The organism is Zoogloea sp. JDB1 (assembly GCF_056724025.1).
The window spans coordinates 2,029,714-2,054,821 of record NZ_CM161496.1 but is presented as its reverse complement, the minus strand read 5'-3'; the positions used below and the strand labels follow the sequence as shown (position 1 = coordinate 2,054,821).

Annotated in this window: 29 protein-coding genes and 2 tRNA genes; all 31 read right to left on the bottom strand. The window is 58.7% G+C overall.

Annotated elements, in window-relative coordinates; genetic code table 11:
* Positions 1–3: 3 nt before the first annotated feature.
* Positions 4–399 carry a 30S ribosomal protein S8 gene (gene rpsH, locus AC1PPK_RS09195; protein WP_481117523.1) on the bottom strand — a complete coding sequence of 132 codons (396 nt, stop codon included), beginning with the start codon at positions 397–399 and terminating at the stop codon, positions 4–6.
* A gap of 13 nt (positions 400–412) precedes the next feature.
* Positions 413–718, bottom strand: coding sequence for a 30S ribosomal protein S14 (rpsN, locus tag AC1PPK_RS09190; protein WP_481117522.1), 306 nt, complete (start codon positions 716–718; stop codon positions 413–415).
* A gap of 7 nt (positions 719–725) precedes the next feature.
* A complete protein-coding gene (gene rplE / locus AC1PPK_RS09185) occupies positions 726–1,265 on the bottom strand; it encodes a 50S ribosomal protein L5 (RefSeq protein ID WP_481117521.1) in 540 nt (179 codons plus the stop codon).
* A gap of 9 nt (positions 1,266–1,274) precedes the next feature.
* A complete protein-coding gene (rplX, locus tag AC1PPK_RS09180) occupies positions 1,275–1,589 on the bottom strand; it encodes a 50S ribosomal protein L24 (RefSeq protein WP_481117520.1) in 315 nt (104 codons plus the stop codon).
* Between the two features lie 9 nt (positions 1,590–1,598).
* On the bottom strand, positions 1,599–1,967 hold the full coding sequence (gene rplN / locus AC1PPK_RS09175) for a 50S ribosomal protein L14 (RefSeq protein WP_079432657.1): 369 nt from the start codon (positions 1,965–1,967) through the stop codon (positions 1,599–1,601).
* A 148-nt stretch (positions 1,968–2,115) separates the two neighbouring features.
* Positions 2,116–2,382 carry a 30S ribosomal protein S17 gene (gene rpsQ / locus AC1PPK_RS09170; protein ID WP_481117519.1) on the bottom strand — a complete coding sequence of 89 codons (267 nt, stop codon included), beginning with the start codon at positions 2,380–2,382 and terminating at the stop codon, positions 2,116–2,118.
* A complete protein-coding gene (rpmC, locus tag AC1PPK_RS09165) occupies positions 2,379–2,573 on the bottom strand; it encodes a 50S ribosomal protein L29 (RefSeq protein WP_079432655.1) in 195 nt (64 codons plus the stop codon). Before rpmC ends, rpsQ begins: the two co-directional genes overlap by 4 nt.
* 3 nt (positions 2,574–2,576) lie before the next feature.
* Positions 2,577–2,990 carry a 50S ribosomal protein L16 gene (gene rplP, locus AC1PPK_RS09160; RefSeq protein WP_079432654.1) on the bottom strand — a complete coding sequence of 138 codons (414 nt, stop codon included), beginning with the start codon at positions 2,988–2,990 and terminating at the stop codon, positions 2,577–2,579.
* A complete protein-coding gene (gene rpsC, locus AC1PPK_RS09155) occupies positions 2,959–3,783 on the bottom strand; it encodes a 30S ribosomal protein S3 (protein WP_481117518.1) in 825 nt (274 codons plus the stop codon). Before rpsC ends, rplP begins: the two co-directional genes overlap by 32 nt.
* Positions 3,784–3,792: 9 nt before the next feature.
* Positions 3,793–4,122: a 50S ribosomal protein L22 gene (rplV, locus tag AC1PPK_RS09150; RefSeq protein ID WP_079432652.1), complete on the bottom strand. Its 330-nt coding sequence runs from the start codon at positions 4,120–4,122 to the stop codon at positions 3,793–3,795.
* 12 nt (positions 4,123–4,134) lie between these two features.
* Positions 4,135–4,410, bottom strand: a complete 276-nt coding sequence (rpsS, locus tag AC1PPK_RS09145; protein WP_011767136.1) for a 30S ribosomal protein S19 — start codon at positions 4,408–4,410, stop codon at positions 4,135–4,137.
* A 10-nt stretch (positions 4,411–4,420) separates the two neighbouring features.
* Positions 4,421–5,248 carry a 50S ribosomal protein L2 gene (gene rplB, locus AC1PPK_RS09140; RefSeq protein ID WP_481117517.1) on the bottom strand — a complete coding sequence of 276 codons (828 nt, stop codon included), beginning with the start codon at positions 5,246–5,248 and terminating at the stop codon, positions 4,421–4,423.
* Between the two features lie 5 nt (positions 5,249–5,253).
* On the bottom strand, positions 5,254–5,559 hold the full coding sequence (gene rplW, locus AC1PPK_RS09135; RefSeq protein WP_079432650.1) for a 50S ribosomal protein L23: 306 nt from the start codon (positions 5,557–5,559) through the stop codon (positions 5,254–5,256).
* Entirely contained in the window at positions 5,556–6,176 is a 621-nt protein-coding gene (rplD, locus tag AC1PPK_RS09130) for a 50S ribosomal protein L4 (protein WP_374486271.1), read from the bottom strand. The genes rplW and rplD overlap by 4 nt, the downstream gene beginning before the upstream one ends.
* 11 nt (positions 6,177–6,187) lie before the next feature.
* Positions 6,188–6,832 (bottom strand): 50S ribosomal protein L3, encoded by a 645-nt coding sequence (gene rplC, locus AC1PPK_RS09125; protein ID WP_481117516.1) that lies wholly within the window; start codon positions 6,830–6,832, stop codon positions 6,188–6,190.
* A gap of 116 nt (positions 6,833–6,948) precedes the next feature.
* Positions 6,949–7,260 (bottom strand): 30S ribosomal protein S10, encoded by a 312-nt coding sequence (gene rpsJ, locus AC1PPK_RS09120; protein WP_079432648.1) that lies wholly within the window; start codon positions 7,258–7,260, stop codon positions 6,949–6,951.
* 56 nt (positions 7,261–7,316) lie between these two features.
* Positions 7,317–8,507: an elongation factor Tu gene (gene tuf, locus AC1PPK_RS09115; RefSeq protein WP_481117506.1), complete on the bottom strand. Its 1,191-nt coding sequence runs from the start codon at positions 8,505–8,507 to the stop codon at positions 7,317–7,319.
* 25 nt (positions 8,508–8,532) lie between these two features.
* The gene (fusA, locus tag AC1PPK_RS09110; protein WP_481117515.1) at positions 8,533–10,629 is read right to left on the bottom strand and encodes an elongation factor G; all 2,097 of its coding nucleotides are present in this window, start codon (positions 10,627–10,629) and stop codon (positions 8,533–8,535) included.
* Between the two features lie 110 nt (positions 10,630–10,739).
* Complete coding sequence (gene rpsG, locus AC1PPK_RS09105; protein WP_079432646.1) at positions 10,740–11,213, bottom strand: 30S ribosomal protein S7; 474 nt, start codon at positions 11,211–11,213, stop codon at positions 10,740–10,742.
* Between the two features lie 33 nt (positions 11,214–11,246).
* Entirely contained in the window at positions 11,247–11,624 is a 378-nt protein-coding gene (rpsL, locus tag AC1PPK_RS09100; protein ID WP_079432645.1) for a 30S ribosomal protein S12, read from the bottom strand.
* Between the two features lie 131 nt (positions 11,625–11,755).
* Positions 11,756–15,967 carry a DNA-directed RNA polymerase subunit beta' gene (gene rpoC, locus AC1PPK_RS09095; RefSeq protein ID WP_481117514.1) on the bottom strand — a complete coding sequence of 1,404 codons (4,212 nt, stop codon included), beginning with the start codon at positions 15,965–15,967 and terminating at the stop codon, positions 11,756–11,758.
* Positions 15,968–16,012: 45 nt separating this feature from the next.
* The gene (gene rpoB / locus AC1PPK_RS09090) at positions 16,013–20,143 is read right to left on the bottom strand and encodes a DNA-directed RNA polymerase subunit beta (RefSeq protein WP_481117513.1); all 4,131 of its coding nucleotides are present in this window, start codon (positions 20,141–20,143) and stop codon (positions 16,013–16,015) included.
* Between the two features lie 195 nt (positions 20,144–20,338).
* Positions 20,339–20,713, bottom strand: coding sequence for a 50S ribosomal protein L7/L12 (gene rplL / locus AC1PPK_RS09085; RefSeq protein WP_481117512.1), 375 nt, complete (start codon positions 20,711–20,713; stop codon positions 20,339–20,341).
* Positions 20,714–20,763: 50 nt separating this feature from the next.
* A complete protein-coding gene (gene rplJ / locus AC1PPK_RS09080; RefSeq protein WP_481117511.1) occupies positions 20,764–21,264 on the bottom strand; it encodes a 50S ribosomal protein L10 in 501 nt (166 codons plus the stop codon).
* A gap of 225 nt (positions 21,265–21,489) precedes the next feature.
* Positions 21,490–22,194 (bottom strand): 50S ribosomal protein L1, encoded by a 705-nt coding sequence (gene rplA, locus AC1PPK_RS09075; protein WP_481117510.1) that lies wholly within the window; start codon positions 22,192–22,194, stop codon positions 21,490–21,492.
* 1 nt (position 22,195) lies between these two features.
* Entirely contained in the window at positions 22,196–22,627 is a 432-nt protein-coding gene (gene rplK, locus AC1PPK_RS09070; RefSeq protein ID WP_481117509.1) for a 50S ribosomal protein L11, read from the bottom strand.
* 93 nt (positions 22,628–22,720) lie between these two features.
* On the bottom strand, positions 22,721–23,254 hold the full coding sequence (nusG, locus tag AC1PPK_RS09065; protein ID WP_481117508.1) for a transcription termination/antitermination protein NusG: 534 nt from the start codon (positions 23,252–23,254) through the stop codon (positions 22,721–22,723).
* Complete coding sequence (gene secE / locus AC1PPK_RS09060) at positions 23,251–23,604, bottom strand: preprotein translocase subunit SecE (protein WP_481117507.1); 354 nt, start codon at positions 23,602–23,604, stop codon at positions 23,251–23,253. Before secE ends, nusG begins: the two co-directional genes overlap by 4 nt.
* A 24-nt stretch (positions 23,605–23,628) precedes the next feature.
* Positions 23,629–23,704 (bottom strand) — tRNA-Trp (locus AC1PPK_RS09055).
* Positions 23,705–23,765: 61 nt separating this feature from the next.
* On the bottom strand, positions 23,766–24,956 hold the full coding sequence (gene tuf / locus AC1PPK_RS09050) for an elongation factor Tu (RefSeq protein WP_481117506.1): 1,191 nt from the start codon (positions 24,954–24,956) through the stop codon (positions 23,766–23,768).
* Positions 24,957–25,019: 63 nt separating this feature from the next.
* Positions 25,020–25,094: transfer RNA gene (locus AC1PPK_RS09045), tRNA-Thr, on the bottom strand.
* Between the last annotated feature and the right edge of the window lie 14 nt (positions 25,095–25,108).

Below are 25,108 nucleotides of genomic sequence, written 5' to 3'. Positions count from 1 at the left end.
CCCTTAAGCCACGAGGCACAACACTTCGCCGCCGAGACGGCCAGCGCGCGCTGCACGATCAGTCATCACACCCTTGGGAGTGGACACAATTGCCACACCAAGACCATTCATCACGCGGGGCAGGTCATCACTGCCCTTGTAAACGCGGAGACCAGGACGGCTCACACGCTCAATGCGCTCAATAACCGGACGACCGGCGTAATACTTCAGGGACAGGGCCAACTCGGCCTTGCCGGAAGCTTCAGTCACACCGAAATCATCAATGTAACCTTCGCTTTGCAGAACCTTCGCGATTGCAACCTTCAGCTTGGAGGAAGGCATCGCGACAGAGCTCTTTTGCGCCTGCTGAGCGTTACGAATACGCGTCAGCATATCGGCGATCGGATCAGACATGCTCATATCTATCGACCCCTTACCAGCTTGCCTTGGTCATGCCAGGAACTTCACCGCGGAAGGCAACTTCACGCAGCTTGTTACGGCACAGACCGAATTTACGGAAAACACCACGCGGGCGACCAGTTTGCTCACAGCGATTACGCTGACGGCTCGGACTGGAGTTGCGCGGCAGCTGCTGCAGCTGCAGACGGGCGACCATGCGCTCTTCGTCGGACAGCTTGGCGTTATTGATCTGCTCAAACAGAGCAGCGCGCTTGGCTGCATACTTCGCAACCGTCTTTGCGCGCTTCTCTTCGCGCTGGATCAGAGACAGTTTCGCCATATCACCCTCAGTTCTTGAAAGGGAACTTGAACGCGGCGAGCAGAGCGCGCGCTTCGTCGTCCGTCTTGGCCGTCGTAGTAATGCTGATATTCATCCCGCGCAGAGCATCGATCTTGTCGTACTCGATTTCCGGGAAAATGATCTGCTCTTTGACGCCCAGGTTGTAATTGCCACGACCGTCGAAACCCTTGCCAGCGATACCACGGAAGTCGCGAATACGCGGCATAGCAATCGTAACCAGACGATCAAGGAACTCGAACATGCGGGGGCCACGCAGGGTGACCATGCAGCCGATCGGATAACCATCGCGAATCTTGAAGCCCGCGATGGACTTCTTCGCCTTGGTAGTCACCGGCTTCTGGCCAGCGATCTTCTGCAGATCGCCAACGGCGTAGTCGAGAACCTTCTTATCACCCACAGCTTCACCAACACCCATATTCAGGGTGATCTTGGTGATACGAGGCACTTCCATGACCGACTTATAGCCGAACTTCGTGAGAAGCTCAGGCGCAACGGTCTCTTTATAGAATTCTTGCAGGCGCGCCATGACTACCCCTTACGCATCCACTACTTCGCCATTGGACTTGAAGACGCGCACTTTGCGACCATCCTCAAGCACCTTGAAGCCAACGCGATCAGCCTTCTGGGTGGCCGCATTGAACAGCGCCACATTGGAGGTGTCGATCGGCATTTCCTTTTCGACGATACCGCCAACTTGACCCTTCATCGGGTTCGGGCGCACGTGCTTCTTGACGCGATTGATGCCTTCAACAACAACAGCACCTTCCAGAACACGCAGCACGGTACCGCGCTTACCCTTGTCCTTGCCCGTAAGGACGGCGACTTCGTCGCCTTTGCGAATCTTATTCACAACAACCCCTTAGAGAACTTCAGGCGCCAGGGAGACGATCTTCATGAACTTTTCGGTACGCAACTCGCGCGTGACCGGCCCGAAGATACGCGTACCAATCGGCTCGCCCTTGTTGTTAAGCAGGACCGCAGCATTGCGGTCGAACTTGATGAGCGAGCCATCTGGACGACGCACACCCTTGGCAGTACGAACCACCACGGCGCTGTAAACATCGCCCTTCTTGACACGACCACGAGGGGCCGCATCTTTAATACTCACCTTGATGATGTCACCAACACCGGCGTAGCGACGCTTGGAGCCGCCCAACACCTTGATGCACATCACATGACGCGCGCCGGTATTATCGGCGACGTCAAGCATCGTTTGCATTTGGATCATTTACACTCTCCAACTTGGCTCGCAAGACGCGACCAGTTTTGGATCCCGTTCGGGTTGATTGGACTTGCACGGAACCGTGCAAGAGCAAAGACAGCAATAATAATGGCTTGCCAATCACTTGGCAAGCCATTTCTACAACATCAACTACCTAAACCGCTACAACCTGCTCGAGAACCTTCGTCACTCGCCAGGTCTTGGTCTTGGAGATCGGGCGGGTTTCCTCGATTTCGACGAGATCGCCTTCTTTCGCAACACCAGCCTCGACGTGGGCATGGTACTTGGCAGTGCGCTTAATCACTTTGCCGTACAGCGGATGCTTAACACGGCGCTCGACCAGAACGGTCACCGTGTTCGTCATCTTGTCGCTGACAACGCGGCCAATTTCAACGCGCTTGTTTTTCACTTGTTCAGTCATTTCGCACCCGCCTTCTGACGAAGAATGGTCTTGACCCGAGCAATATCCTTACGAACCTTGCCCAGCTGCGAAGTGTTGCCCAGCTGCTGCGTAGCAAGCTGCATGCGAAGGCTGAATTGAGCCTTTAGCAACTCGAGCAGTTCAGCGTTGAGCTGGCCGGCATCTTTCGCCTGCAATTCCGAAGCTTTCATGATTTACCCCACCATCCGGACAACAAAGACGGTTTCGATCGGAAGCTTAGCGGCAGCAAGACGGAACGCCTCACGAGCCAGGGCCTCATCAACACCATCCATCTCGTAGAGAACCTTGCCGGGCTGAATCTCAGCAACCCAATACTCCGGGCTACCCTTACCGTTACCCATCCGCACTTCTGCCGGTTTCTGAGAAATCGGCTTGTCCGGGAACACGCGAATCCAAATGCGACCACCACGCTTGATGTGGCGGGTCATCGCACGACGAGCAGACTCAATCTGGCGAGCAGTGAGACGACCACGGCCAACCGCCTTCAGACCGTACTCGCCAAAGCTAACCTTGGCACCGCGGGTGGCGAGACCCTTATTGCGGCCCTTCTGCTCCTTACGATACTTCCTTCTCGACGGCTGCAGCATCATTCACTCCTGCTTCTTTCTTGGTCCGTTTTGCGCCATCAGCCTGATCGCCGCCAGTGCGGCGCGCGGGCCGCTTGGCACCCGGCTTGCTGTCGGCACCCTCATTGCGACGACGGCCACGACGGGCTTCGCCCTCGTTCTCCGTCGCAGCGGGCTGCTCGTTGCGGGCGAGCGCCTCGCCCTTGTAAACCCAAACCTTGATGCCAATGACACCGTAGGTCGTGTGAGCCTCGGAGACACCGTAATCGATGTCGGCGCGCAGGGTGTGCAGGGGCACACGACCTTCGCGATACCACTCGGTACGGGCAATTTCTGCGCCGTTCAGGCGGCCGGAGCTCATGATCTTGATGCCCTGGGCACCCAGACGCATGGCGTTCTGCATCGCACGCTTCATCGCGCGACGGAACATGATCCGCTTGACCAACTGCTGAGCGATGGAGTCAGCGATCAGCTGAGCATCAGTCTCGGGCTTGCGCACTTCCTCGATGTTGACGTGCACCGGCACACCGATGATGCCCTGCAGATCAGCCTTCAGCTTCTCGATATCCTCACCCTTCTTGCCGATCACAACGCCCGGACGGGCGCTGAAAACGGTAATACGGGCGTTCTTGGCAGGACGCTCGATAACAACACGGCTCACGGAAGCGTGGGCAAGCTTCTTCTTCAGATGCGCGCGAACCTTCAGGTCCTCGTTGAGCATGGTGGAGAACTCGCTACCAGCAGCAAACCAGCGAGAGCCCCAGTTACGCGTTACCGCCAGGCGAAAGCCAGTCGGATGGATTTTCTGTCCCATGGGTTCTCCTTACTCTCCGACCGTCACATAAATATGGCAGGTCGGCTTGCTGATCCGGTTGCCACGACCCTTCGCACGTGCAGTAAAACGCTTCAACGTCATGCCCTGCTCGACGTAGATCGTCTTGACACGCAGCGAGTCGATATCGGCGCCGTCATTATGCTCGGCGTTAGCGATGGCGGACTCGACAACCTTCTTGATGATCTTCGCGCCTTTTTTGGGCGAGAAAGTCAGGATATTTAGCGCCTGCTCGACAGTCTTGCCGCGCACAAGGTCAGCCACCAGGCGACCTTTCTGTTCCGACAGTCGAACGCCGCGGAGAATGGCTTTGGTTTCCATTGTCATTACCCCTTAGCGCTTGGCCTTCTTGCTCGCTGCGTGACCCTTGAACGTACGGGTCAGCGCAAATTCGCCGAGCTTGTGACCAACCATGTTTTCGGAAACGTACACCGGAATATGCTGACGACCGTTATGCACAGCAATGGTCAAACCCACAAAATCCGGAAGCACAGTGGAGCGACGCGACCAGGTCTTGATCGGGCGCTTGTCATTCGAGGCCCGAGCGGCATCCACCTTCTTCAGGAGGTGAGCGTCGATGAACGGGCCCTTCTTAATAGAACGTGCCATGTCTTACCTCTTATCGCTTGTGCCGACGCTGAACAATCATGGAGTCGGTACGCTTGACGCTACGGGTACGATAACCCTTGGTCGGCTGACCCCACGGACTGACAGGCACACGGCCTTCGCCGGTACGGCCTTCACCACCACCATGCGGGTGATCAACCGGGTTCATAGCCGTACCGCGAACGGTCGGGCGGATACCACGCCAACGATTCGCACCAGCCTTACCGATCTTGCGCAGGCTGTGCTCTTCGTTACCCACTTCACCGATGGTCGCGCGGCACTCGATGTGCACGCGGCGGATTTCACCGGAACGCAGACGGACCTGAGCGTAGATACCTTCACGAGCCAGCAGCTGGACAGAAGTCCCAGCAGCACGCGCGAGCTGCGCCCCCTTACCCGGGATCATTTCAACGCAGTGCAGCGTCGTACCAACCGGAATATTCCGGATCGGCAACGCGTTGCCGGCCTTGATCGGAGCCTCGGAACCGCTCACCACGGCTTGACCGACAATCAAGCCCTTCGGCGCGATGATGTAACGACGCTCGCCATCGGCATAGCACAGCAGAGCAATGTTGGCGGAGCGGTTCGGGTCGTACTCGAGACGCTCGACCTTGGCAACGATGCCATCCTTGTTGCGACGGAAGTCGACAACGCGGTAATGCTGCTTATGACCACCACCCTTGTGGCGCGTGGTGATGTGGCCGTTGTTGTTACGACCAGCGGTCTTCGACTGCTTCTCCACCAGGGACGCGACAGGCGCACCCTTATGAAGGCCAGCGTTAACCACCTTGACCACGGCACGGCGGCCAGCGGAAGTCGGTTTGACTTTAACGAGTGCCATCTTGCTTACTCCCCGGCCGCGAAGTTGATTTCTTGGCCCGGCTTGAGGCTAACGTAAGCCTTCTTCCAGTCTTTACGACGACCGAAAACCTTGCCGAAACGCTTTTGCTTGCCCTTGACGTTCGCGACCTGAACAGCCTTCACTTCCACCTTAAACAGAAGCTCGACCGCAGCCTTGACTTCGGGCTTGGTGGCGTCACTGGCAACGCGAAAAACGACCTGCTCGTTCTTGTCGGCGATCAGGGTCGCCTTCTCAGAGATCTGCGGGGCGAGCAGCACCTGCAGCAGACGCTCTTCCTTGAATGCGCTCATTGCCAAATTTCCTCCATCTTGGCGACGGCACCCTTCGTGACCAGCACGTTCGGGAAGCGCACCAGGGACACCGGATCGGTCTCGCTAACTTCCAGCACGAGCACGTTCGGCAGATTCCGGGACGACAGATAAAGATTCTCGTCGAAAGAATCCGTGATCACGAGCACAGATTCCAGACCAAGATTCTTCAGCTTCTGAGCCAGAAGCTTAGTTTTCGGAGCCTCAACGGCAAAGCCTTCAACAACCGACAGACGACCATCACGAGCGAGCTGCGACAGAATGGCAGCCACACCAGCGCGGTACATCTTGCGGTTTACCTTGTGGGAGAAGTTTTCGTCCGGCTTGTTCGGGAAGGCGCGACCGCCCCCACGCCAAATCGGGCTAGAACCCATACCCGAACGAGCACGACCCGTACCCTTTTGACGCCACGGCTTGTGGGTGGTATGAGCAACTTCGTCACGCCCCTTCTGGGCACGATTGCCAGAACGGGCATTGGCCATATAGGCAACGACAACCTGATGAATCAGGGCTTCGTTGTATTCACGGCCGAACAGTGCGTCGGACGCCTGCAGGGTTGCAGACGGCTGACCCTGTTCATTCAACAGCTTCAGTTCCATCGCGCTTCCCCTCAGTTGCCAGCCTTGACAGCCGGACGAACAACCACGTCGGCACCGTCATGACCGGGCACGCCGCCCTTAACCAACAGCAGACCGCGCTCGACATCGACGCGAACCACTTCAAGGTTCTGCACCGTGGTATTCGCGGCACCGAGGTGACCCGTCATACGCTTACCGGGGAACACACGACCCGGATCCTGCGCCATACCAATGGAGCCCGGAACGTTGTGGCTACGGGAGTTACCGTGGGTTGCACGACCGGAGGCGAAATTGTGACGCTTGATGGTACCGGCATAGCCCTTACCAATCGAAACGCCGCTCACATCGACCTTCTGACCGACCGCAAAAATATCGACACCAACAACATCGCCAGCCTTCAGGGAAGCCAAGCGATCAGTATCAACACGAAATTCCTTAAAAACATGACCGGCTTCGACACCCGCCTTGGCAAGATGCCCGGCAGCCGCCTTATTGACGCGGCTAGCACGCCGAACGCCAAAGGTCACCTGAACGGCGGAATAGCCGTCCGTTTCAGCCGTTTTGATCTGGGTCACACGGTTATTGGACACATCCAGCACAGTCACCGGAATGGATTGACCATCCTCAGCAAAAATGCGAGTCATGCCCACCTTGCGCCCGACAAGGCCTAGACTCATTTTATTCTCCTTACCCTGGTTGCGATTGACCAGGACCGATTGTCATCACAAACTGCGCCAAAAAGCGCAAGGGCCGGATTATACCGGCCCTTGCGCCATTAGCGCAATAGATTCGATTACTGCAGCTTGATTTCGACGTCAACACCGGCCGGCAGATCGAGCTTCATCAGCGCGTCGACGGTCTTGTCGGTGGGATCCACGATATCCATCAGACGCAGATGAGTACGAATCTCGAACTGGTCACGGGAAGTCTTGTTGACGTGCGGGGAACGCAGCAGGTCGAAGCGCTCGATGCGAGTCGGCAGGGGTACAGGCCCACGGACGACAGCGCCAGTACGCTTCGCGGTATCCACGATCTCAAGAGCAGACTGATCAATCAGCTTGTAGTCGAAAGCCTTGAGGCGGATACGGATCTTTTGGTTTTGCATATTATTTCCCAAAGAGCAGACGGTGCGGCACACCATGCGCCGCACCCGGAAAGGTATTACTCGATAACCTTGGCAACCACACCGGCGCCGACGGTACGACCGCCTTCACGGATGGCGAAACGCAGACCCTCTTCCATGGCGATCGGAGCGATCAGCTTGACGGTCATGGAGATGTTATCACCCGGCATGACCATCTCGGTGCCTTCCGGCAGAGAAATGGAACCGGTCACGTCCGTGGTACGGAAGTAGAACTGCGGACGGTAGTTGTTGAAGAACGGGGTGTGACGGCCGCCCTCTTCCTTCGACAGCACATACACTTCACCGGTGAAGTGGGTGTGCGGCTTGATGGAACCCGGCTTGCACAGCACCTGGCCGCGCTCGACATCTTCACGCTTGGTGCCGCGCAGCAGCACGCCAACGTTGTCACCAGCCTGACCCTGATCCAGCAGCTTGCGGAACATTTCCACGCCAGTGCAGGTGGTCTTGACGGTCGGCTTGATACCAACGATCTCGATTTCTTCACCAACCTTGACGATGCCGCGCTCGACACGACCGGTCACCACGGTGCCACGACCAGAGATGGAGAACACGTCTTCGATCGGCAGCAGGAACGGCAGATCGATGGCACGTTCCGGGGTCGGGATGTAGGAATCCAGAGCATCAGCCAGACGGAAGATGGAGGGCTCGCCGATGTCGGACTGATCGCCTTCCAGCGCCTTCAGGGCGGAACCCTTGACGATAGGCACGTCGTCGCCCGGGAAGTCGTACTTGGACAGCAGCTCGCGCACTTCCATTTCAACCAGCTCGAGCAGCTCTTCGTCGTCAACCATGTCGCACTTGTTCAGGTAGACGATGATGAAGGGCACACCAACCTGACGGGCCAGCAGGATGTGCTCACGAGTCTGCGGCATCGGGCCGTCAGCAGCGGAACACACCAGGATCGCGCCGTCCATCTGGGCAGCGCCGGTAATCATGTTCTTCACGTAGTCAGCGTGACCCGGACAGTCAACGTGAGCATAGTGACGGGTCTCGGTTTCGTACTCAACGTGCGCGGTGTTGATGGTGATACCACGAGCCTTTTCTTCCGGCGCCGCATCGATCTGATCGTAGGCCTTCGCCTCGCCGCCGAACTTGCGCGACAGAACGGTCGTGATCGCAGCCGTCAACGTGGTCTTGCCATGGTCAACGTGACCAATCGTACCAACGTTCACGTGCGGCTTTTTCCGCTCGAACTTTTCCTTTGCCATTGCTTGATCCTCTAGTTTCGATTAATTACTTGCGATTGCTGATAACGGCTTCCGCGACACTCTTCGGCGCTTCAGAGTAGTGCTTGAACTCCATAGAGTAGGTCGCACGACCCTGGGTCAGGGAGCGGAGCTGCGTAGCGTAGCCGAACATCTCGGCCAGCGGAACCTCAGCCTTGACTTCCTTCATGCCGCCAGGAATGTCATCCATACCCTGAACAATGCCCCGACGGGAGGACAGATCGCCCATCACGTTGCCCATGTAGTCTTCCGGGGTCTCGACAACGACCGCCATCATCGGCTCGAGCAGAACCGGATTGGCCTTGCGCATTGCATCCTTGAATGCCATGGATGCGGCCATCTTGAAGGCGTTTTCGTTGGAGTCAACGTCGTGATAGGAACCATCAAACAGCGTGACCTTGACATCAACCACCGGGAAGCCGGCCAGCACGCCATTCGGCAGCGTTTCCTGCAGCCCCTTGTCGACCGCCGGGATGTATTCACGGGGAACGACACCGCCCTTGATCGCATCGACGAATTCGTAGCCCTTGCCGGTTTCGTTCGGCTCGAGCTTGATCCACACGTGACCAAACTGACCACGACCGCCGGACTGCTTGACGAACTTGCCTTCCTGCTCCACCGCCTTGCGGATGGCTTCGCGATAAGCAACCTGAGGAGCGCCAACATTGGCTTCAACGTTGAATTCACGCTTCATGCGGTCAACGATGATCTCGAGGTGCAGCTCGCCCATGCCGGAGATGATGGTCTGGCCTGACTCTTCGTCGGTACGCACACGGAAGGACGGATCTTCTGCAGCCAGACGGCCCAGAGCAATACCCATCTTCTCCTGGTCGCCCTTAGTCTTCGGCTCGACAGCGACGTGGATAACCGGATCCGGAAATTCCATGCGCTCAAGGATGATCGGCGCATCCGGATCACACAGGGTTTCACCCGTGGTGACTTCCTTCAGGCCCACACAAGCAGCGATGTCGCCGGCCAGAACTTCCTTGATTTCCTCACGCTCGTTGGCGTGCATCTGCAGAATACGGCCGATACGTTCCTTCTTGTCCTTGACGGAGTTCAGAACGGTAGCACCGGAGTTCAACACACCGGAGTACACACGGACGAAGGTCAACTGGCCAACGAACGGGTCGGTCATCAACTTGAATGCCAGCGCCGCGAACTTCTCGCTATCGGAAGCCCTGCGCTCGACAGGCTTACCGTCATCATCTTCACCCTGAACCGGCGGAATATCGACCGGGGACGGCAGAAATTCGATGACAGCGTCCAGCATGCGCTGCACACCTTTGTTCTTGAACGCGGTGCCGCACAGCATCGGCTGGATTTCACAGGCGATGGTACGGGTGCGAAGACCAAGCTTGATCTTTTCTTCGGACAAGTCCCCGTTCTCGAGGTACTCGTTCATGAGTTCTTCAGAAGCCTCAGCAGCCGCCTCGACCATCTGCTCGCGCCAAGACTGAGCATCAGCCTCCAGCTCAGCGGGAATGTCGACGTAATCAAACTTCATACCCTGGGAAGCATCGTCCCACAGGATGGCCTTCATCTTGATCAGGTCAACCACGCCAGTGAAGGTGTCTTCAGCGCCAATGGGAATCACGACCGGAACCGGATTAGCCTTCAGGCGGGTCTTCATCTGGTCAACGACCTTGAAGAAATTGGCGCCGGAACGGTCCATCTTGTTCACGAAGGCAAGGCGGGGCACCTTGTACTTGGTAGCCTGACGCCACACAGTTTCGGACTGGGGCTGCACACCACCCACAGCACAGTAAACCATGCAGGCGCCGTCAAGTACGCGCATGGAGCGCTCGACTTCAATGGTGAAGTCGACGTGTCCCGGAGTGTCGATGATGTTGAAGCGGTGCTCCGGGAAGTTCATTTCCATGCCCTTCCAGAAGCAAGTGGTCGCGGCGGAGGTAATGGTAATACCCCGCTCCTGCTCTTGCTCCATCCAGTCCATGGTGGCTGCGCCATCGTGAACTTCACCGATCTTGTGGTTCACACCCGTGTAGTAAAGGATGCGTTCCGTCGTGGTCGTTTTGCCGGCGTCGATGTGAGCCGAGATACCGATATTACGGTAGCGCTCGATCGGGGTCTTCCGTGCCACAGTGCTAACCTTGCCTTCCTGAATTTGCGAACCCCGCAAAACGGAGCCCGTACAGATACTTACAAATAAGTCGAGCCCCTTTCAGGGCCCGACTTGGACTTCGTCGAAAATCAGAAGCGGTAGTGCGAGAAGGCCTTGTTGGCTTCTGCCATGCGGTGCACTTCTTCACGCTTCTTCATGGCTGCGCCACGGCCTTCAGCAGCCTCGAGCAACTCACCGGCCAGGCGCTGGGCCATGGACTTTTCGGAGCGCTTGCGGGCAGCCTCACGCAACCAACGCATGGACAGAGCCATACGACGAGCCGGACGCACTTCGACGGGCACCTGGTAGTTGGCACCACCAACACGGCGGCTCTTAACTTCCACAACCGGACGAACGTTGCTCAGCGCAGCGGAGAACACCTCAAGGGGGTCCTTGCCAGCAGCCTTGGCGACGATGGCGTCGAAAGCGCCATAAACAATGCGCTCGGCAACAGACTTCTTGCCGCTCTGCATGATGGCGTTAATGAACTTGGAAACGTCCTGGCTACCGAACTTGGGATCGGGCAGAACTTCACGCTTGGGTACGTCACGACGACGGGGCATGATTGACTCTCGCTATTCTTTGAATGCCGACAATTAAGACTTCTTCGGGCGCTTGGCACCGTACTTCGAACGGGACTGCTTACGATCCTTGACGCCTTGCAAATCAAGGGAGCCACGAACGATGTGGTAACGCACACCAGGCAAATCCTTAACCCGGCCGCCGCGGATCAGCACAACCGAGTGTTCCTGCAGGTTGTGGCCTTCACCACCGATATAGGAAATCACTTCGAAGCCATTGGTCAGACGAACCTTGGCCACTTTACGCAGCGCGGAGTTCGGCTTCTTCGGAGTGGTGGTGTAAACGCGGGTACAAACACCACGCTTTTGCGGGCAAGCCTCGAGCGCGGGAACCTTGCTCTTGGAAACGGGCGCCTGCCGGCCCTTACGAACGAGTTGATTAATTGTTGGCATAGCTAAGAATTTCCCAAAACACCGAGGCAGCCCGCCAGGGACCGCCTCGGATGGTTATTCCGGCTGCGACTGACTACGATTGGCCAGTCCGCAAAAAGAGGCCGGAGTATATCGCCTTCGTCAAGTTTTCGTCAACCAGCATGCGGGGCATTTTCGGCTTCCGAGGCCTCGACCCGCGGCTCCCAGGCATGCCCTTCACCAAGATCTTCGCCCAGCGTCTGGGCTTTACGATTCCGGTGATAGGCCAGACCAGTACCTGCCGGGATGAGGCGACCAACAATGACGTTTTCCTTGAGGCCACGAAGCTCGTCACGCTTACCGAGAATTGCGGCCTCGGTCAGCACGCGGGTCGTTTCCTGGAAGGATGCGGCGGAAATGAACGAGTCCGTAGACAGGGATGCCTTCGTGATACCCAGCAACAGGTAGCTGTAGCTGGCCGGCAATTTGCCTTCGGCGACGACCTTGTCGTTTTCGTCCAGAACTTCCGCACGCTCGACCTGCTCTTCGCGGATGAAGCCGGTATCGCCCGGATCGGTGATCACCACGCGACGCAGCATCTGGCGAACGATCACCTCGATGTGCTTGTCGTTGATTTTCACGCCCTGCAGTCGATACACGTCCTGCACTTCGTCGATGATGTAGCGGGCCAGAGCCTCGACGCCCTGCAGACGCAGGATGTCGTGCGGGTCCGCCGGACCGTCGACGATCAGCTCGCCCTTGTTCACAACTTGACCATCGTGAACCATGACGTGCTTGTCCTTCGGGATCAGGAACTCGTGAACCGCGCCATCCGGTTCGGTGATCACGAGACGCTGCTTGCCCTTGGTGTCCTTGCCGAAGGAAACAGTACCCGTTACCTCGGCCAGAACGCCGGCATCCTTCGGGGCGCGAGCCTCGAAGAGTTCTGCCACACGCGGAAGACCACCGGTAATATCGCGGGTCTTCGCGGATTCCTGCGGGATACGTGCCAGCACGTCACCCACGGACACTTCCTGACCGTCCTTCACGGTGATCAGCGAACCAACCTGGAAGGTGATCGACACGGCATGCTCCGTCCCGGCGATCCGCACTTCCTCGCCGGTCTCGGTCAGCAGCTTGACCTGCGGACGCACGCCCTTGGCCGAGCTCGCACCGCGACGCTTGGCGTCGATGACCACCAGCGTGGACAAGCCGGTCACCTCGTCGATCTGCTTGGCTACGGTGACGCCCTCTTCCACGTTCTCGAACTTAACGAAACCGGCGTACTCGGTGATGATCGGACGGGTGTGCGGATCCCACGTAGCCAACTGCGTACCAGCCTTGATCGCCATACCTTCATCGACGGACAGCGTCGCACCGTACGGGATCTTGTGGCGTTCGCGCTCCCGGCCCATTTCGTCGGTGACGACGACTTCAGCCGAACGGGAGATGACGATCTTCTCGCCCTTGGCGTTGGCCACGTAACGCATGTTCTGCGTAAAGCGGATCACACCAGCGGACTTGGCTTCGACGGAGCTTGCCGCCGCAGCCCGGGATGCAGCACCACCCACGTGGAAGGTACGCATCGTCAGCTGGGTACCCGGCTCACCGATCGACTGGGCGGCGATCACGCCGACCGCCTCACCGGCATTCACCAAGGAACCACGGCCCAGATCTCGGCCATAGCACTTCGCGCAAAGACCGTAGCGGGTCTCGCAGGACAGCGGGGTGCGCACGCGGACTTCGTCGATACCGACGCTCTCGATGAGCTCGACGGCATCTTCGTCCAGCATGGTGCCGGCTTCGATGACGGTTTCCTGGCTGTCCGGGTTGACCAGATCGTCGGTTGTGACGCGGCCGAGGATACGGTCGCGCAGCGGTTCGACAACCTCACCACCTTCGATCAGCGCCTTCATCAGGAAGCCGCTCTTGGTGCCGCAGTCATCCTCGATGACAACCAGATCCTGCGTCACGTCCACCAGACGACGGGTAAGGTAACCGGAGTTCGCGGTCTTCAGCGCCGTATCCGCCAGACCCTTACGGGCACCGTGGGTCGAAATGAAGTACTGCAGAACGTTCAGACCTTCGCGGAAGTTGGTCGTAATAGGCGTTTCGATAATGGAGCCGTCCGGCTTCGCCATCAGACCCCGCATACCGGCCAGCTGACGGATCTGCGCAGCGGAACCCCGTGCGCCGGAGTCGGCCATCATGTAGATGGAGTTGAAGGACTCCTGCTTGACCGTCTTGCCGTTGCGATCGACGACATCTTCCTGGCCGAGCTGGTCCATCATCGCCTTGGCAACCTGGTCACCGGCACGACCCCAGATATCCACCACTTTGTTATAGCGCTCACCGTCGGTCACCAGACCGGAGGTGTACTGCTGGGCGATTTCCTTGACTTCCTGTTCGGCGGCCTGGATCAGCGGGTGCTTGAGTTCAGGCACCAGCATGTCCTTCACGGCGATCGAGATGCCGGCGCGCGTTGCCAGACCGAAACCGGCCTGCATCAGCTTGTCGGCGAAGACCACCGTGGCCTTCAGGCCACAGCGACGGAAGGAAGCGTTGATCAGCTTGGAGATCTCCTTCTTCTTCATCGGCTTCTGCAGCACGCTGAAGGGAAGGCCGGCCGGCAGGATTTCCGACAGGATCGCACGGCCGACGGTGGTCTCGTGGCGGGTGATCTTCTCGATCGTCTCGCCTTCGGGACCGAGGTCCCATTCCTTCAGACGGACGATGACCTTGGCGTGCAGGGACACCTGGCCGGATTCATAGGCGCGCTTGACTTCACCCACGTCGGCAAAGGCCATGCCTTCACCCTTGGCATTCACGCCGACACGCGTCGCGTAGTACAGACCCAGCACGATATCCTGGGACGGCACGATGATCGGCTCGCCGTTGGCAGGAGACAGCACGTTGTTGGAGGCCAGCATCAGCGTGCGGGCTTCCATCTGCGCTTCCAGCGACAGCGGCACGTGAACGGCCATCTGGTCACCGTCGAAGTCGGCGTTGAAGGCTACGCAAACCAGCGGATGCAATTGCAGTGCCTTGCCTTCGATCAGGGTCGGCTCGAAAGCCTGGATACCCAGACGGTGCAGCGTCGGCGCACGGTTCAGCATGACCGGATGCTCGCGGATCACCTCTTCGAGGATGTCCCACACCACCGGCTCCTGGCCTTCCACCATCTTCTTGGCCTGCTTGATAGTGGTCGCAAGCCCCATCAGCTCGAGCTTGTTGAAGATGAAGGGCTTGAACAGCTCGAGGGCCATCAACTTGGGCAGGCCGCACTGGTGCAGCTTGAGCTGCGGCCCTACGGTGATCACCGAACGACCGGAGTAGTCGACCCGCTTACCCAGCAGGTTCTGACGGAAGCGACCGCCCTTACCCTTGATCATGTCAGCCAGAGACTTGAGCGGACGCTTGTTGGCGCCGGTCATTGCCTTGCCGCGACGACCATTGTCGAGCAGAGAGTCGACGGACTCCTGCAGCATCCGCTTTTCGTTGCGGACGATGATTTCCGGCGCCTTCAGCTCGAGCAGACGCTTCAGACGGTTGTTCCGGTTGATGACGCGACGGTAGAGGTCGTTCAGGTCGGATGTCGCGAAGCGGCCGCCATCCAGCGGCACCAGCGGACGCAAGTCCGGTGGCAGCACGGGCAGCACTTCGAGGATCATCCAGTCCGGCTTGATGCCGGACTGCTGGAAGGCCTCCAGCACCTTCAGGCGCTTGGAAATCTTCTTGATCTTGGCTTCGGAACCCGTGGTTTCCAGCTCGGAGCGAAGCTTCTCGATCTCGTGGGGCAGATCAAGGCTGCGCAGCATCTCGCGGATACCTTCCGCACCCATCAGCGCGATGAAGTCGTCGCCGTATTCCTCGACCTTGGCCAGATAGTCGTCTTCCGACAGGATCTGGGCGCGGTTCAACGGGGTCATGCCGGGATCGGTGACCACATAGGCTTCGAAGTACAGCACGCGCTCGATGTCGCGCAAGGTCATGTCCAGCACCATGCCGAGACGACTCGGCAGGCTCTTCAGGAACCAGATGTGGGCAACTACCGAGGCCAGCTCGATGTGCGCCATGCGCTCACGGCGGACCTTCGACAGCGTCACTTCGACGCCGCACTTCTCGCAGATCACACCGCGGTGCTTGAGGCGCTTGTACTTGCCGCACAGGCACTCGTAGTCCTTCACCGGGCCAAAGATCTTGGCACAGAAGAGACCGTCACGTTCCGGCTTGAAAGTCCGGTAGTTGATGGTCTCGGGCTTCTTCACTTCGCCATACGACCAGGACCGGATCGTCTCGGGAGACGCCAGGCTGATGGTAATGGCATCGAACTCTTCCTCGTTCGGCAGGCTTTGCTTGAACAGATCAGCGAGCAAACTTTTCATCAATCACTCCATCCAGGGTGAGCACGCATCGTCGTCATGGGCCGCTCAGTAGCGGTCCAGATCGATATCGATGGCCAGAGAGCGAATTTCCTTGACCAGCACGTTGAAGGATTCCGGCATGCCGGCATCGATCTTGTGCTCGCCCTTGACGATGTTTTCGTACACCTTGGTCCGGCCGGTCACGTCATCCGACTTGACGGTCAGCATTTCCTGCAGCGTGTAGGCTGCACCGTAGGCTTCCAGTGCCCACACTTCCATTTCGCCGAAACGCTGGCCACCGAACTGAGCCTTGCCACCCAGCGGCTGCTGGGTAACCAAGGAGTACGGGCCGGTGGAACGGGCGTGCATCTTGTCATCAACCAAGTGGTGCAGCTTCAGCATGTGCTTGTAGCCGACGGTCACCTGACGCTCGAAGGGCTCGCCGGTGCGGCCGTCGAACAGGGTCACCTGGCCGCTGGACGGCAGGCCTGCCAATTCGAGCATGCCCTGGATCTCGTCCTCTTCGGCACCGTCGAAGACCGGCGTCGCGAACGGCACGCCCTTGCGCAGGTTGTGCGCCAGTTCAAACACCTCGACTTCGGTGAAATCGCTGATCTCTTCCGGCTTGCCACTATCGTTATAGATCTCTTCCAGGAAACCGCGAACCTCGGCGGCAGTAGCCTTCGCGCGCAGCATGCTGTCGATCTTGTTGCCGAGGCCCTTAGCAGCCCACCCCAGATGGGTTTCCAGCACCTGACCGATGTTCATCCGCGACGGAACGCCCAGCGGGTTCAGTACGATGTCCATCGGCGTACCGTCTTCCATGTAGGGCATGTCTTCGACCGGGACGATCTTGGAGACCACACCCTTGTTACCGTGACGGCCGGCCATCTTGTCGCCAGGTTGCAGACGGCGCTTCACGGCAAGGTAGACCTTGACCATCTTCTGCACGCCCGGCGGCAGTTCGTCGCCCTGAGTGAGCTTCTTCTTCTTGGCTTCGAAGGCAAGATCAAAATCCTTGCGGGTCTTCTCGAGGGCTTCGCGCACGGCCTCCATCTGGGCCGCAATGGCTTCGTCGGCCATGCGGATGTCGAACCAAGTGTAATGCTCGACGCCGTCCAGGTATTCCTTGGTGATCACAGCACCCTTGGCGAGACGCTTCGGACCGCCGTTAGCGGGCTGGCCGATGATCATCCGCTCGATACGTTCGAAAGCGTCACGCTCCACGATACGCATCTGGTCGGCCAGATCAGTCTTGAAACCACGCAGCATGTCGTCGATGATCGACTGGGCACGCTTGTCGCGCTCAATGCCTTCACGGGTGAACACCTGCACGTCGATGACCACGCCGTTCATGCCGGATGGCACGCGCAGCGAGGTGTCCTTCACGTCGGAAGCCTTCTCGCCGAAGATTGCGCGCAGCAGCTTCTCTTCCGGCGTCAGCTGGGTCTCGCCCTTGGGAGTGACCTTGCCGACCAGTACGTCGCCGGCTTCGACCTCGGCACCGATGTAAACAATGCCGGACTCATCCAGACGGGACAGCTGGGCTTCGCCGAGAGACGCGATGTCGCGGGTGATTTCCTCAGGTCCAAGCTTGGTGTCACGGGCGACGACGGTCAGCTCCTCGATGTGGATCGAGGTGAAGCGGTCGTCGGCAACCACACGTTCGGAGATCAGGATCGAATCTTCGAAGTTGTAGCCGTTCCATGTCATGTAAGCGATCAACATGTTCTGGCCGAGCGCCAGTTCGCCCATGTCGGTGGAAGCACCGTCGGCGATCACGTCGCCGCGCGCAACCATGTCGCCAACCTTCACCACCGGACGCTGGTTGATGTTGGTGTTCTGGTTGGAACGGGTGTACTTGATGAGGTTGTAGATGTCGACGCCGACTTCACCGGCAACGGTTTCATCGTCATTCACCCGAATCACGACGCGGTTGGCATCGACGTAGTCGACGATGCCGCCGCGACGGGCCTGCTCGGCAGTACCCGAGTCCACCGCCACGGTGCGCTCGATACCGGTACCGACGAAAGGCTTCTCCGGACGCAGGCAAGGCACGGCCTGGCGTTGCATGTTGGCGCCCATCAGTGCACGGTTCGCATCATCGTGCTCAAGGAACGGGATCAGCGAGGCCGCCACGGACACGATTTGGCCCGGCGCCACGTCCATGTACTGGATCTGGTCGGCGGTCACCAACATCGATTCGCCGCGGATACGGCAGGACACCAATTCGTCGATCAACGTGCCTTCAGCATCGATTTCCGCGTTCGCCTGGGCGATCACGTATTGGCCTTCCTCAATAGCCGACAGGTAGTCGATCTGGTCGGTGATCTTGCTGTCCACCACCTTGCGGTACGGGGTCTCGAGGAAGCCGTACTGGTTAGTGCGGGCGAACAGAGCCAGCGAGTTGATCAGACCGATGTTCGGACCTTCCGGCGTTTCGATAGGACACACACGGCCGTAGTGGGTCGGGTGAACGTCTCGCACTTCGAAGCCGGCACGCTCGCGGGTCAGACCGCCCGGGCCAAGGGCCGATACACGACGCTTGTGGGTAATCTCGGCCAGCGGGTTGGTCTGGTCCATGAACTGGGACAGCTGGCTGGAACCGAAAAATTCCTTGATGGCGGCGCTGATCGGCTTGGCGTTGATCAGGTCGTGAGGCATCAGGTTGTCGCTCTCGGCCTGGCCCAGACGCTCCTTAACCGCACGCTCGACACGTACCAGACCGGCACGGAACTGGTTCTCGGCCAGTTCGCCGACGGAACGCACGCGACGGTTGCCAAGGTGGTCGATATCATCGATTTCGCCACGGCCGTTACGAAGTTCGACCAGCACGCCGACGACGGCCAGGATGTCTTCGTTGGACAAGGTGCCTGGACCTTCGCCGTCCTTCGGACCGACGGTTTCGTATAGACGCTTCTGCCATTCCGGAGCCTTGTCGTCCAGCTTCTCCGGATAAGCGCGGCGATTGAACTTCATGCGGCCGACGACCGACAGATCGTAGCGCTCGGGCAAGTAGAACAGGCCTTGGAACAGCGCCTCGACGGCATCTTCCGTGGGCGGTTCGCCCGGACGCATCATGCGGTAGATCGCCACGCGGGCAGCCCACTGGTCGGCAGTTTCGTCGGTGCGCAGGGTCTGGGAAATGTGCGAACCGCGGTCCAGGTCGTTCAGATACAGCGTGTTGAAATCAGTGACTCCGGCGTCCCGCAGCTTGTCGAGGACATCTTCGGTGATTTCTTCGTTGGCACGCGCAACGAGTTCGCCATCCGGGCTGACGATATTGGTCGCCAGCACGCGACCTAGCAGGAAATCATCCTGCACCGTCACCATGTCAATGCCGGCGTTGGCCAGTTCACGGATGTGCTTGGCCGTGATCCGCTTATCCTTGGTCACGATGACCTTGCCGGACGCGTCCACAACGTCGAACTTGGCCATTTCGCCCCGCAGGCGATCCGGCACCAGCCCAAATTGGGCACCATCTTCCAGCAGGGAAAACTTCTCGAAATCGTGGAAAGTGGCCAGGATTTCTTCCGGCGTCATGCCGATCGCCTTCAGCAGGATGGTCACCGGCATCTTGCGGCGACGGTCCACGCGGAAGTACAGGTAATCCTTCGGATCGAACTCGAAGTCGAGCCAGGAACCGCGGTAGGGAATGATGCGGGCGGAGAACAGCAGCTTGCCCGACGAGTGGGTCTTGCCGCGGTCGTGCTCGAAGAAGACGCCCGGCGAACGGTGCAACTGGGACACGATGACCCGCTCGGTACCGTTTACGACGAAGGAGCCGTTGTTGGTCATGAGCGGAATTTCGCCCATGTACACTTCCTGCTCCTTGACTTCCTTGATGGTTTCCTTGGCCGCTTCCTTGTCCAGAATGACCAGACGGACCCGTGCCCGCAGCGGCGATGCATACGTAAGGCCGCGTTGCTGACATTCCTTCACATCGAAGGCAGGCTCACCGAGATTGAATTGCACGAATTCCAGCCGAGCGTTGCCGCTGTGACTGGTAATCGGAAAAATGGAGTTGAAGGCAGCTTGAAGACCCTGATTTGCCCGTGCTGCCGGCAGAGTTTCTGCTTGCAGGAAGGACGCGTAGGATTCGAGCTGAGTGGCCAGCAGATAAGGCACATTCTTTACGGCTGCGCGCTTGGCGAAGCTTTTACGAATGCGCTTTTTCTCGGTGTAGGAGTACGCCATAGATGCTCCGGGTCTGAGAAGTCGGACGTCAGAAGACAAAAGACAGCATTTCGGACACTTGATTCAACGCAGGTCGCGCTTTAATCTGCGTCGAACGCTCTTTTTTGTCGTCTGGCCTGGACGGGTAAAACAGAAAATAGAAAGCGCAAAAGGGCCGATGCCAAAATGGCATCAGCCCCTCGCGGGAAATCAAAATTACTTGATTTCGACCTTCGCGCCAGCGTCTTCCAGCTGCTTCTTCAGAGCTTCAGCGTCAGCCTTGGCGATGCCTTCCTTAACGGGCTTCGGAGCGCCATCGACGAGGTCCTTGGCTTCCTTCAGGCCCAGGCCGGTAACGGCACGGACAACCTTAATCACTTCAACCTTCTTGTCGCCGGCGGCTTGCAGCACGACGGTGAATTCGGTCTGCTCTTCAACAACAGCAGCAGCGCCGGCGGCGCCAGGAGCGGCGACAGCCATGGCAGCGGCGGACACGCCGAACTTCTCTTCGAACGCCTTGACCAGGTCGTTCAGTTCCATAACGGTCAGCGCGCCAACGGCTTCGAGGATGTCTTCTTTGGTGATTGCCATCTCAAAATACTCCAGATCTAATTTCGTACGTTTTGCCGGGGATCGATCGATCAGGCCGCGGCTTCTTCTTCACGCTTCTTGGCGAGCGCGGCCAGCAGACCGGCAAAGCCGGACACCGGGGCCTGCATGACGCCCAGCAGCTTGGCGAGCAGTTCTTCGCGGCTCGGGATCGCAGCCAGGGCTTGAACACCGGCCTTGTCGAGCACGTTGCCGGCATAGGAGCCAGCCTTCAGCACCAGCTTGTCGTTGGTCTTCGCGAAATCGGCGAGAACCTTGGCGGCAGCCACGGGATCAGCGGAGATGCTGTAGATCAGCGGGCCGGTCATTTGATCGGCCAGCGCTGCGAAGGACGTATCAGCCACGGCACGACGGGCCAGGGTGTTCTTCAGCACGCGCAGGTAAACGCCGGCATCACGGGCTTTGGCGCGCAGGACGGTGAGATTGCCCACCTCGATACCTGCGTACTCAGCCACGACGATGGTCTGGGCGTTCGCTACTTGTGCCGACACCTCGGCCACTACGGCCTTCTTGTCGTCGAGATTCAGACTCAAGGTCTTTCCTCCTATCAAGTCAACACGCGATGAAAACTTCATCGCACCTACGGCGACCTGGATCAGGAGCTTTACCTTTCGTTGGCACGAAAAGCGGAAAATCCTGTCTGGGGCACCGTCTACGCAGGTTTTCGGTGATTAAGCTGTCTTGCCGGAGCCGGACTGCACCTGCGGTCTTTGACGATCCGGCCGGCTACCTTGCGGTGACCAGCCGTCCCAAAGTTCTTATTGCTGCTGCGCGGCGGCAGTAGCGGGTTCCACGCGGACTCCGGCGCCCATGGTGGACGACACGGCAACCTTGCGGAGATACACACCCTTGGAAGCGGCGGGCTTGGCCTTGACCAGCGCGTCGATCAGGGCGTTCACGTTCTGTTGCAGCGCTTCCACGGAGAAAGAAGCACGGCCCACGGTGGCGTGGATCAGACCGGCCTTGTCGGTACGGTATTGAACCTGACCGGCCTTGGCGTTCTTGACGGCGGTGGTCACGTCCATGGTCACGGTGCCGACCTTCGGGTTCGGCATCAGGCCACGGGGACCGAGGATCTGGCCGAGGGCGCCGACGACACGCATGGCGTCCGGCGTGGCGATGCACAGATCGAAGTCGATGGTACCGCCCTTCACCTGTTCGGCGAGATCGTCGAAACCAACCACATCTGCGCCAGCCGCACGGGCGGCTTCAGCCTTGTCGCCTTGGGCAAACACGGCGACACGGACGGTCTTGCCGGTGCCGGCGGGCAGCACCACGGAGCCACGAACCAGTTGGTCGGACTTCTTGGCATCAACGCCGAGGTTCACAGCGATATCGACGGACTCGTCGAACTTGGCAGTTGCGTTTTCCTTGACCAGGGTCAGGGCTTCGGTCAGCGGGTAGGTCTTGTTACGATCAACCTTGGCACGCAGGGCCAGAACGCGCTTGGACAACTTTGCCATGTTAGAGGCCCTCCACGGTGATGCCCATGCTGCGAGCAGAGCCAGCGATGGTACGGATAGCGGCTTCGACGTCAGCAGCGGTAAGATCCTTGACCTTGACCTTGGCGATCTCTTCACACTGGGCCTTGGTGATCTTGCCGACCTTGTCGGTATGGGGCTTCGGAGAGCCCTTCTGGATACCGGCGGCCTTCTTGATCAGGATCGTGGCCGGGGGAGACTTCATCACGAAGGTGAAGCTCTTGTCCGCGAACGCGGTAATCACGACAGGGATCGGCAGGCCCGGCTCAATACCTTGGGTCTGGGCGTTGAAGGCCTTACAGAACTCCATGATATTGAGGCCGCGCTGACCGAGAGCGGGACCGATCGGGGGGCTGGGGTTGGCTTTGCCTGCAGGAACCTGCAGCTTGATGTAGCCAATAATTTTCTTTGCCATTCGGCAACTCCTTATTGAGTACTAACGCGCGGGAAATCCGCGCTCCTCTGCCCTTGCGGGCTCAAAACAGGGCGCCGCAGCGCCCTAGCGGAGTCAGGTCTTTTCGACCTGACTGAAGTCCAGTTCGACCGGCGTTGCGCGACCAAAGATGGTCACCGACACGCGGATCTTGCTCTTTTCGTAATTGACTTCTTCGACGGAGCCATTGAAATCGGTGAACGGGCCTTCCTTCACACGGACCATTTCACCCACCTCGAACAGCACCTTCGGACGCGGCTTGTCGACGCCATCACGCATCTGCTGCATGATCTTCTCGACTTCCTTTTCGGAAATCGGGGTCGGCTTGTTGGCCGTGCCACCGACAAAACCAGTGACTTTCGGCGTCGACTTGATCAGGTGCCAGCTGTCGTCATTCATCTCCATTTCAACCAGCACGTAGCCGGGAAAGAACTTGCGTTCGGAGATGCTCTTCTGGCCATTCCGCATTTCCACGACCTCTTCGACGGGAACGAGAATCTGACCAAAGAAATCCTGCATGCCTGCGCGAGCAATACGCTCGACGAGCGCCCGCTGCACCGACTTCTCAAAGCCGGAATAGGCGTGTACTACGTACCAACGCTTGCTCATGATTTTTTCCAACCCAGGATCAGGTCATAAAGGGTCCACTCGAGGGTTTTGTCGGTCACCCACAAAAAAACCGCCATGATCACCACAAAAGCGAAAACGATCCCTGTAGTCTGGAACGTCTCCTTGCGGGAGGGCCAGGCAACCTTCTTGGTTTCCGCCACCGTTTCGTTGGCAAAAACGGCAAAACGCTGCCCAGGCTCGGTCTTCCAAGCCACAGCAGCGCAAAGCGCAATACCCGCGAGCACCGAAAGGACGCGCAGAACCATCGCCTGCTCGGAGAGCAGATAGAAGCCCACAACGCCGGCTACCAGTAGAACCAGTGCCAGCGCGAACTTGATTTTGTCGGCCATTGAAACTTGCGTCCGAATTAACTATGGCAGGGGCAGAGGGAATCGAACCCCCAACCTTCGGTTTTGGAGACCGACGCTCTGCCAGTTGAGCTATACCCCTGCAGCAGAGACTACGAAGAACCCCGCGGGGAGCAGGGCCCTTCGAGTACAACTATCGAGTCTTACTCGATAACCTTGGCAACCACACCGGCGCCGACGGTACGACCGCCTTCACGGATGGCGAAACGCAAACCCTCTTCCATGGCGATCGGAGCGATCAGCTTGACGGTCATGGAGATGTTATCACCCGGCATGACCATCTCGGTGCCTTCCGGCAGAGAAATGGAACCGGTCACGTCCGTGGTACGGAAGTAGAACTGCGGACGGTAGTTGTTGAAGAACGGGGTGTGACGGCCGCCCTCTTCCTTCGACAGCACATACACTTCACCGGTGAAGTGGGTGTGCGGCTTGATGGAACCCGGCTTGCACAGCACTTGGCCGCGCTCGACATCTTCACGCTTGGTGCCGCGCAGCAGCACGCCAACGTTGTCACCAGCCTGACCCTGATCCAGCAGCTTGCGGAACATTTCCACGCCGGTGCAGGTGGTCTTGACGGTCGGCTTGATACCAACGATCTCGATTTCTTCACCAACCTTGACGATGCCGCGCTCGACACGACCGGTCACCACGGTGCCACGACCAGAGATGGAGAACACGTCTTCGATCGGCAGCAGGAACGGCAGATCGATGGCACGTTCCGGGGTCGGGATGTAGGAATCCAGAGCATCAGCCAGACGGAAGATGGAGGGCTCGCCGATGTCGGACTGATCGCCTTCCAGCGCCTTCAGGGCGGAACCCTTGACGATAGGCACGTCGTCGCCCGGGAAGTCGTACTTGGACAGCAGCTCGCGCACTTCCATTTCAACCAGCTCGAGCAGCTCTTCGTCGTCAACCATGTCGCACTTGTTCAGGTAGACGATGATGAAGGGCACACCAACCTGACGGGCCAGCAGGATGTGCTCACGAGTCTGCGGCATCGGGCCGTCAGCAGCGGAACACACCAGGATCGCGCCGTCCATCTGGGCAGCGCCGGTAATCATGTTCTTCACGTAGTCAGCGTGACCCGGACAGTCAACGTGAGCATAGTGACGGGTCTCGGTTTCGTATTCAACGTGCGCGGTGTTGATGGTGATACCACGAGCCTTTTCTTCCGGCGCCGCATCGATCTGGTCGTAGGCCTTCGCCTCGCCACCGAACTTGCGCGACAGAACGGTCGTGATCGCAGCAGTCAGCGTGGTCTTGCCATGGTCAACGTGACCAATCGTACCAACGTTCACGTGCGGCTTTTTCCGCTCGAACTTTTCCTTTGCCATGTCATCAACTCCGCAAAAAAATCAGAAAACCGGGTACTCACCCTGAGCTGCCGCACCAAACCGTGGTGCCCATGGGCAGGATTGAACTGCCGACCTCTCCCTTACCAAGGGAGTGCTCTGCCACTGAGCTACATGGGCCTCTCACACTCAAC

What these genes read in the sequence shown, in the direction of transcription:
- rplW (WP_079432650.1), bottom strand. Translation starts at nt 5,559, where the DNA reads ATGAGCGCATTCAAGGAAGAGCGTCTGCTGCAGGTGCTGCTCGCCCCG.
- rpoB (WP_481117513.1), bottom strand. Translation starts at nt 20,143, where the DNA reads ATGGCGTACTCCTACACCGAGAAAAAGCGCATTCGTAAAAGCTTCGCC.
- nusG (WP_481117508.1), bottom strand. Translation starts at nt 23,254, where the DNA reads ATGAGCAAGCGTTGGTACGTAGTACACGCCTATTCCGGCTTTGAGAAG.
- rpsQ (WP_481117519.1), bottom strand. Translation starts at nt 2,382, where the DNA reads ATGACTGAACAAGTGAAAAACAAGCGCGTTGAAATTGGCCGCGTTGTC.
- rpoC (WP_481117514.1), bottom strand. Translation starts at nt 15,967, where the DNA reads ATGAAAAGTTTGCTCGCTGATCTGTTCAAGCAAAGCCTGCCGAACGAG.
- rplV (WP_079432652.1), bottom strand. Translation starts at nt 4,122, where the DNA reads ATGGAAACCAAAGCCATTCTCCGCGGCGTTCGACTGTCGGAACAGAAA.
- rpsS (WP_011767136.1), bottom strand. Translation starts at nt 4,410, where the DNA reads ATGGCACGTTCTATTAAGAAGGGCCCGTTCATCGACGCTCACCTCCTG.
- rpsH (WP_481117523.1), bottom strand. Translation starts at nt 399, where the DNA reads ATGAGCATGTCTGATCCGATCGCCGATATGCTGACGCGTATTCGTAAC.
- rplL (WP_481117512.1), bottom strand. Translation starts at nt 20,713, where the DNA reads ATGGCAATCACCAAAGAAGACATCCTCGAAGCCGTTGGCGCGCTGACC.
- rplK (WP_481117509.1), bottom strand. Translation starts at nt 22,627, where the DNA reads ATGGCAAAGAAAATTATTGGCTACATCAAGCTGCAGGTTCCTGCAGGC.
- rpsL (WP_079432645.1), bottom strand. Translation starts at nt 11,624, where the DNA reads ATGCCAACAATTAATCAACTCGTTCGTAAGGGCCGGCAGGCGCCCGTT.
- rplC (WP_481117516.1), bottom strand. Translation starts at nt 6,832, where the DNA reads ATGAGTCTAGGCCTTGTCGGGCGCAAGGTGGGCATGACTCGCATTTTT.
- secE (WP_481117507.1), bottom strand. Translation starts at nt 23,604, where the DNA reads ATGGCCGACAAAATCAAGTTCGCGCTGGCACTGGTTCTACTGGTAGCC.
- rplD (WP_374486271.1), bottom strand. Translation starts at nt 6,176, where the DNA reads ATGGAACTGAAGCTGTTGAATGAACAGGGTCAGCCGTCTGCAACCCTG.
- rplA (WP_481117510.1), bottom strand. Translation starts at nt 22,194, where the DNA reads ATGGCAAAGTTGTCCAAGCGCGTTCTGGCCCTGCGTGCCAAGGTTGAT.
- rplE (WP_481117521.1), bottom strand. Translation starts at nt 1,265, where the DNA reads ATGGCGCGCCTGCAAGAATTCTATAAAGAGACCGTTGCGCCTGAGCTT.
- tuf (WP_481117506.1), bottom strand. Translation starts at nt 8,507, where the DNA reads ATGGCAAAGGAAAAGTTCGAGCGGAAAAAGCCGCACGTGAACGTTGGT.
- rplB (WP_481117517.1), bottom strand. Translation starts at nt 5,248, where the DNA reads ATGGCACTCGTTAAAGTCAAACCGACTTCCGCTGGCCGCCGTGCCGTG.
- rpsN (WP_481117522.1), bottom strand. Translation starts at nt 718, where the DNA reads ATGGCGAAACTGTCTCTGATCCAGCGCGAAGAGAAGCGCGCAAAGACG.
- rpsG (WP_079432646.1), bottom strand. Translation starts at nt 11,213, where the DNA reads ATGCCCCGTCGTCGTGACGTACCCAAGCGTGAAGTTCTGCCCGATCCC.
- rplN (WP_079432657.1), bottom strand. Translation starts at nt 1,967, where the DNA reads ATGATCCAAATGCAAACGATGCTTGACGTCGCCGATAATACCGGCGCG.
- tuf (WP_481117506.1), bottom strand. Translation starts at nt 24,956, where the DNA reads ATGGCAAAGGAAAAGTTCGAGCGGAAAAAGCCGCACGTGAACGTTGGT.
- rpsJ (WP_079432648.1), bottom strand. Translation starts at nt 7,260, where the DNA reads ATGCAAAACCAAAAGATCCGTATCCGCCTCAAGGCTTTCGACTACAAG.
- rpmC (WP_079432655.1), bottom strand. Translation starts at nt 2,573, where the DNA reads ATGAAAGCTTCGGAATTGCAGGCGAAAGATGCCGGCCAGCTCAACGCT.
- rpsC (WP_481117518.1), bottom strand. Translation starts at nt 3,783, where the DNA reads ATGGGACAGAAAATCCATCCGACTGGCTTTCGCCTGGCGGTAACGCGT.
- rplP (WP_079432654.1), bottom strand. Translation starts at nt 2,990, where the DNA reads ATGCTGCAGCCGTCGAGAAGGAAGTATCGTAAGGAGCAGAAGGGCCGC.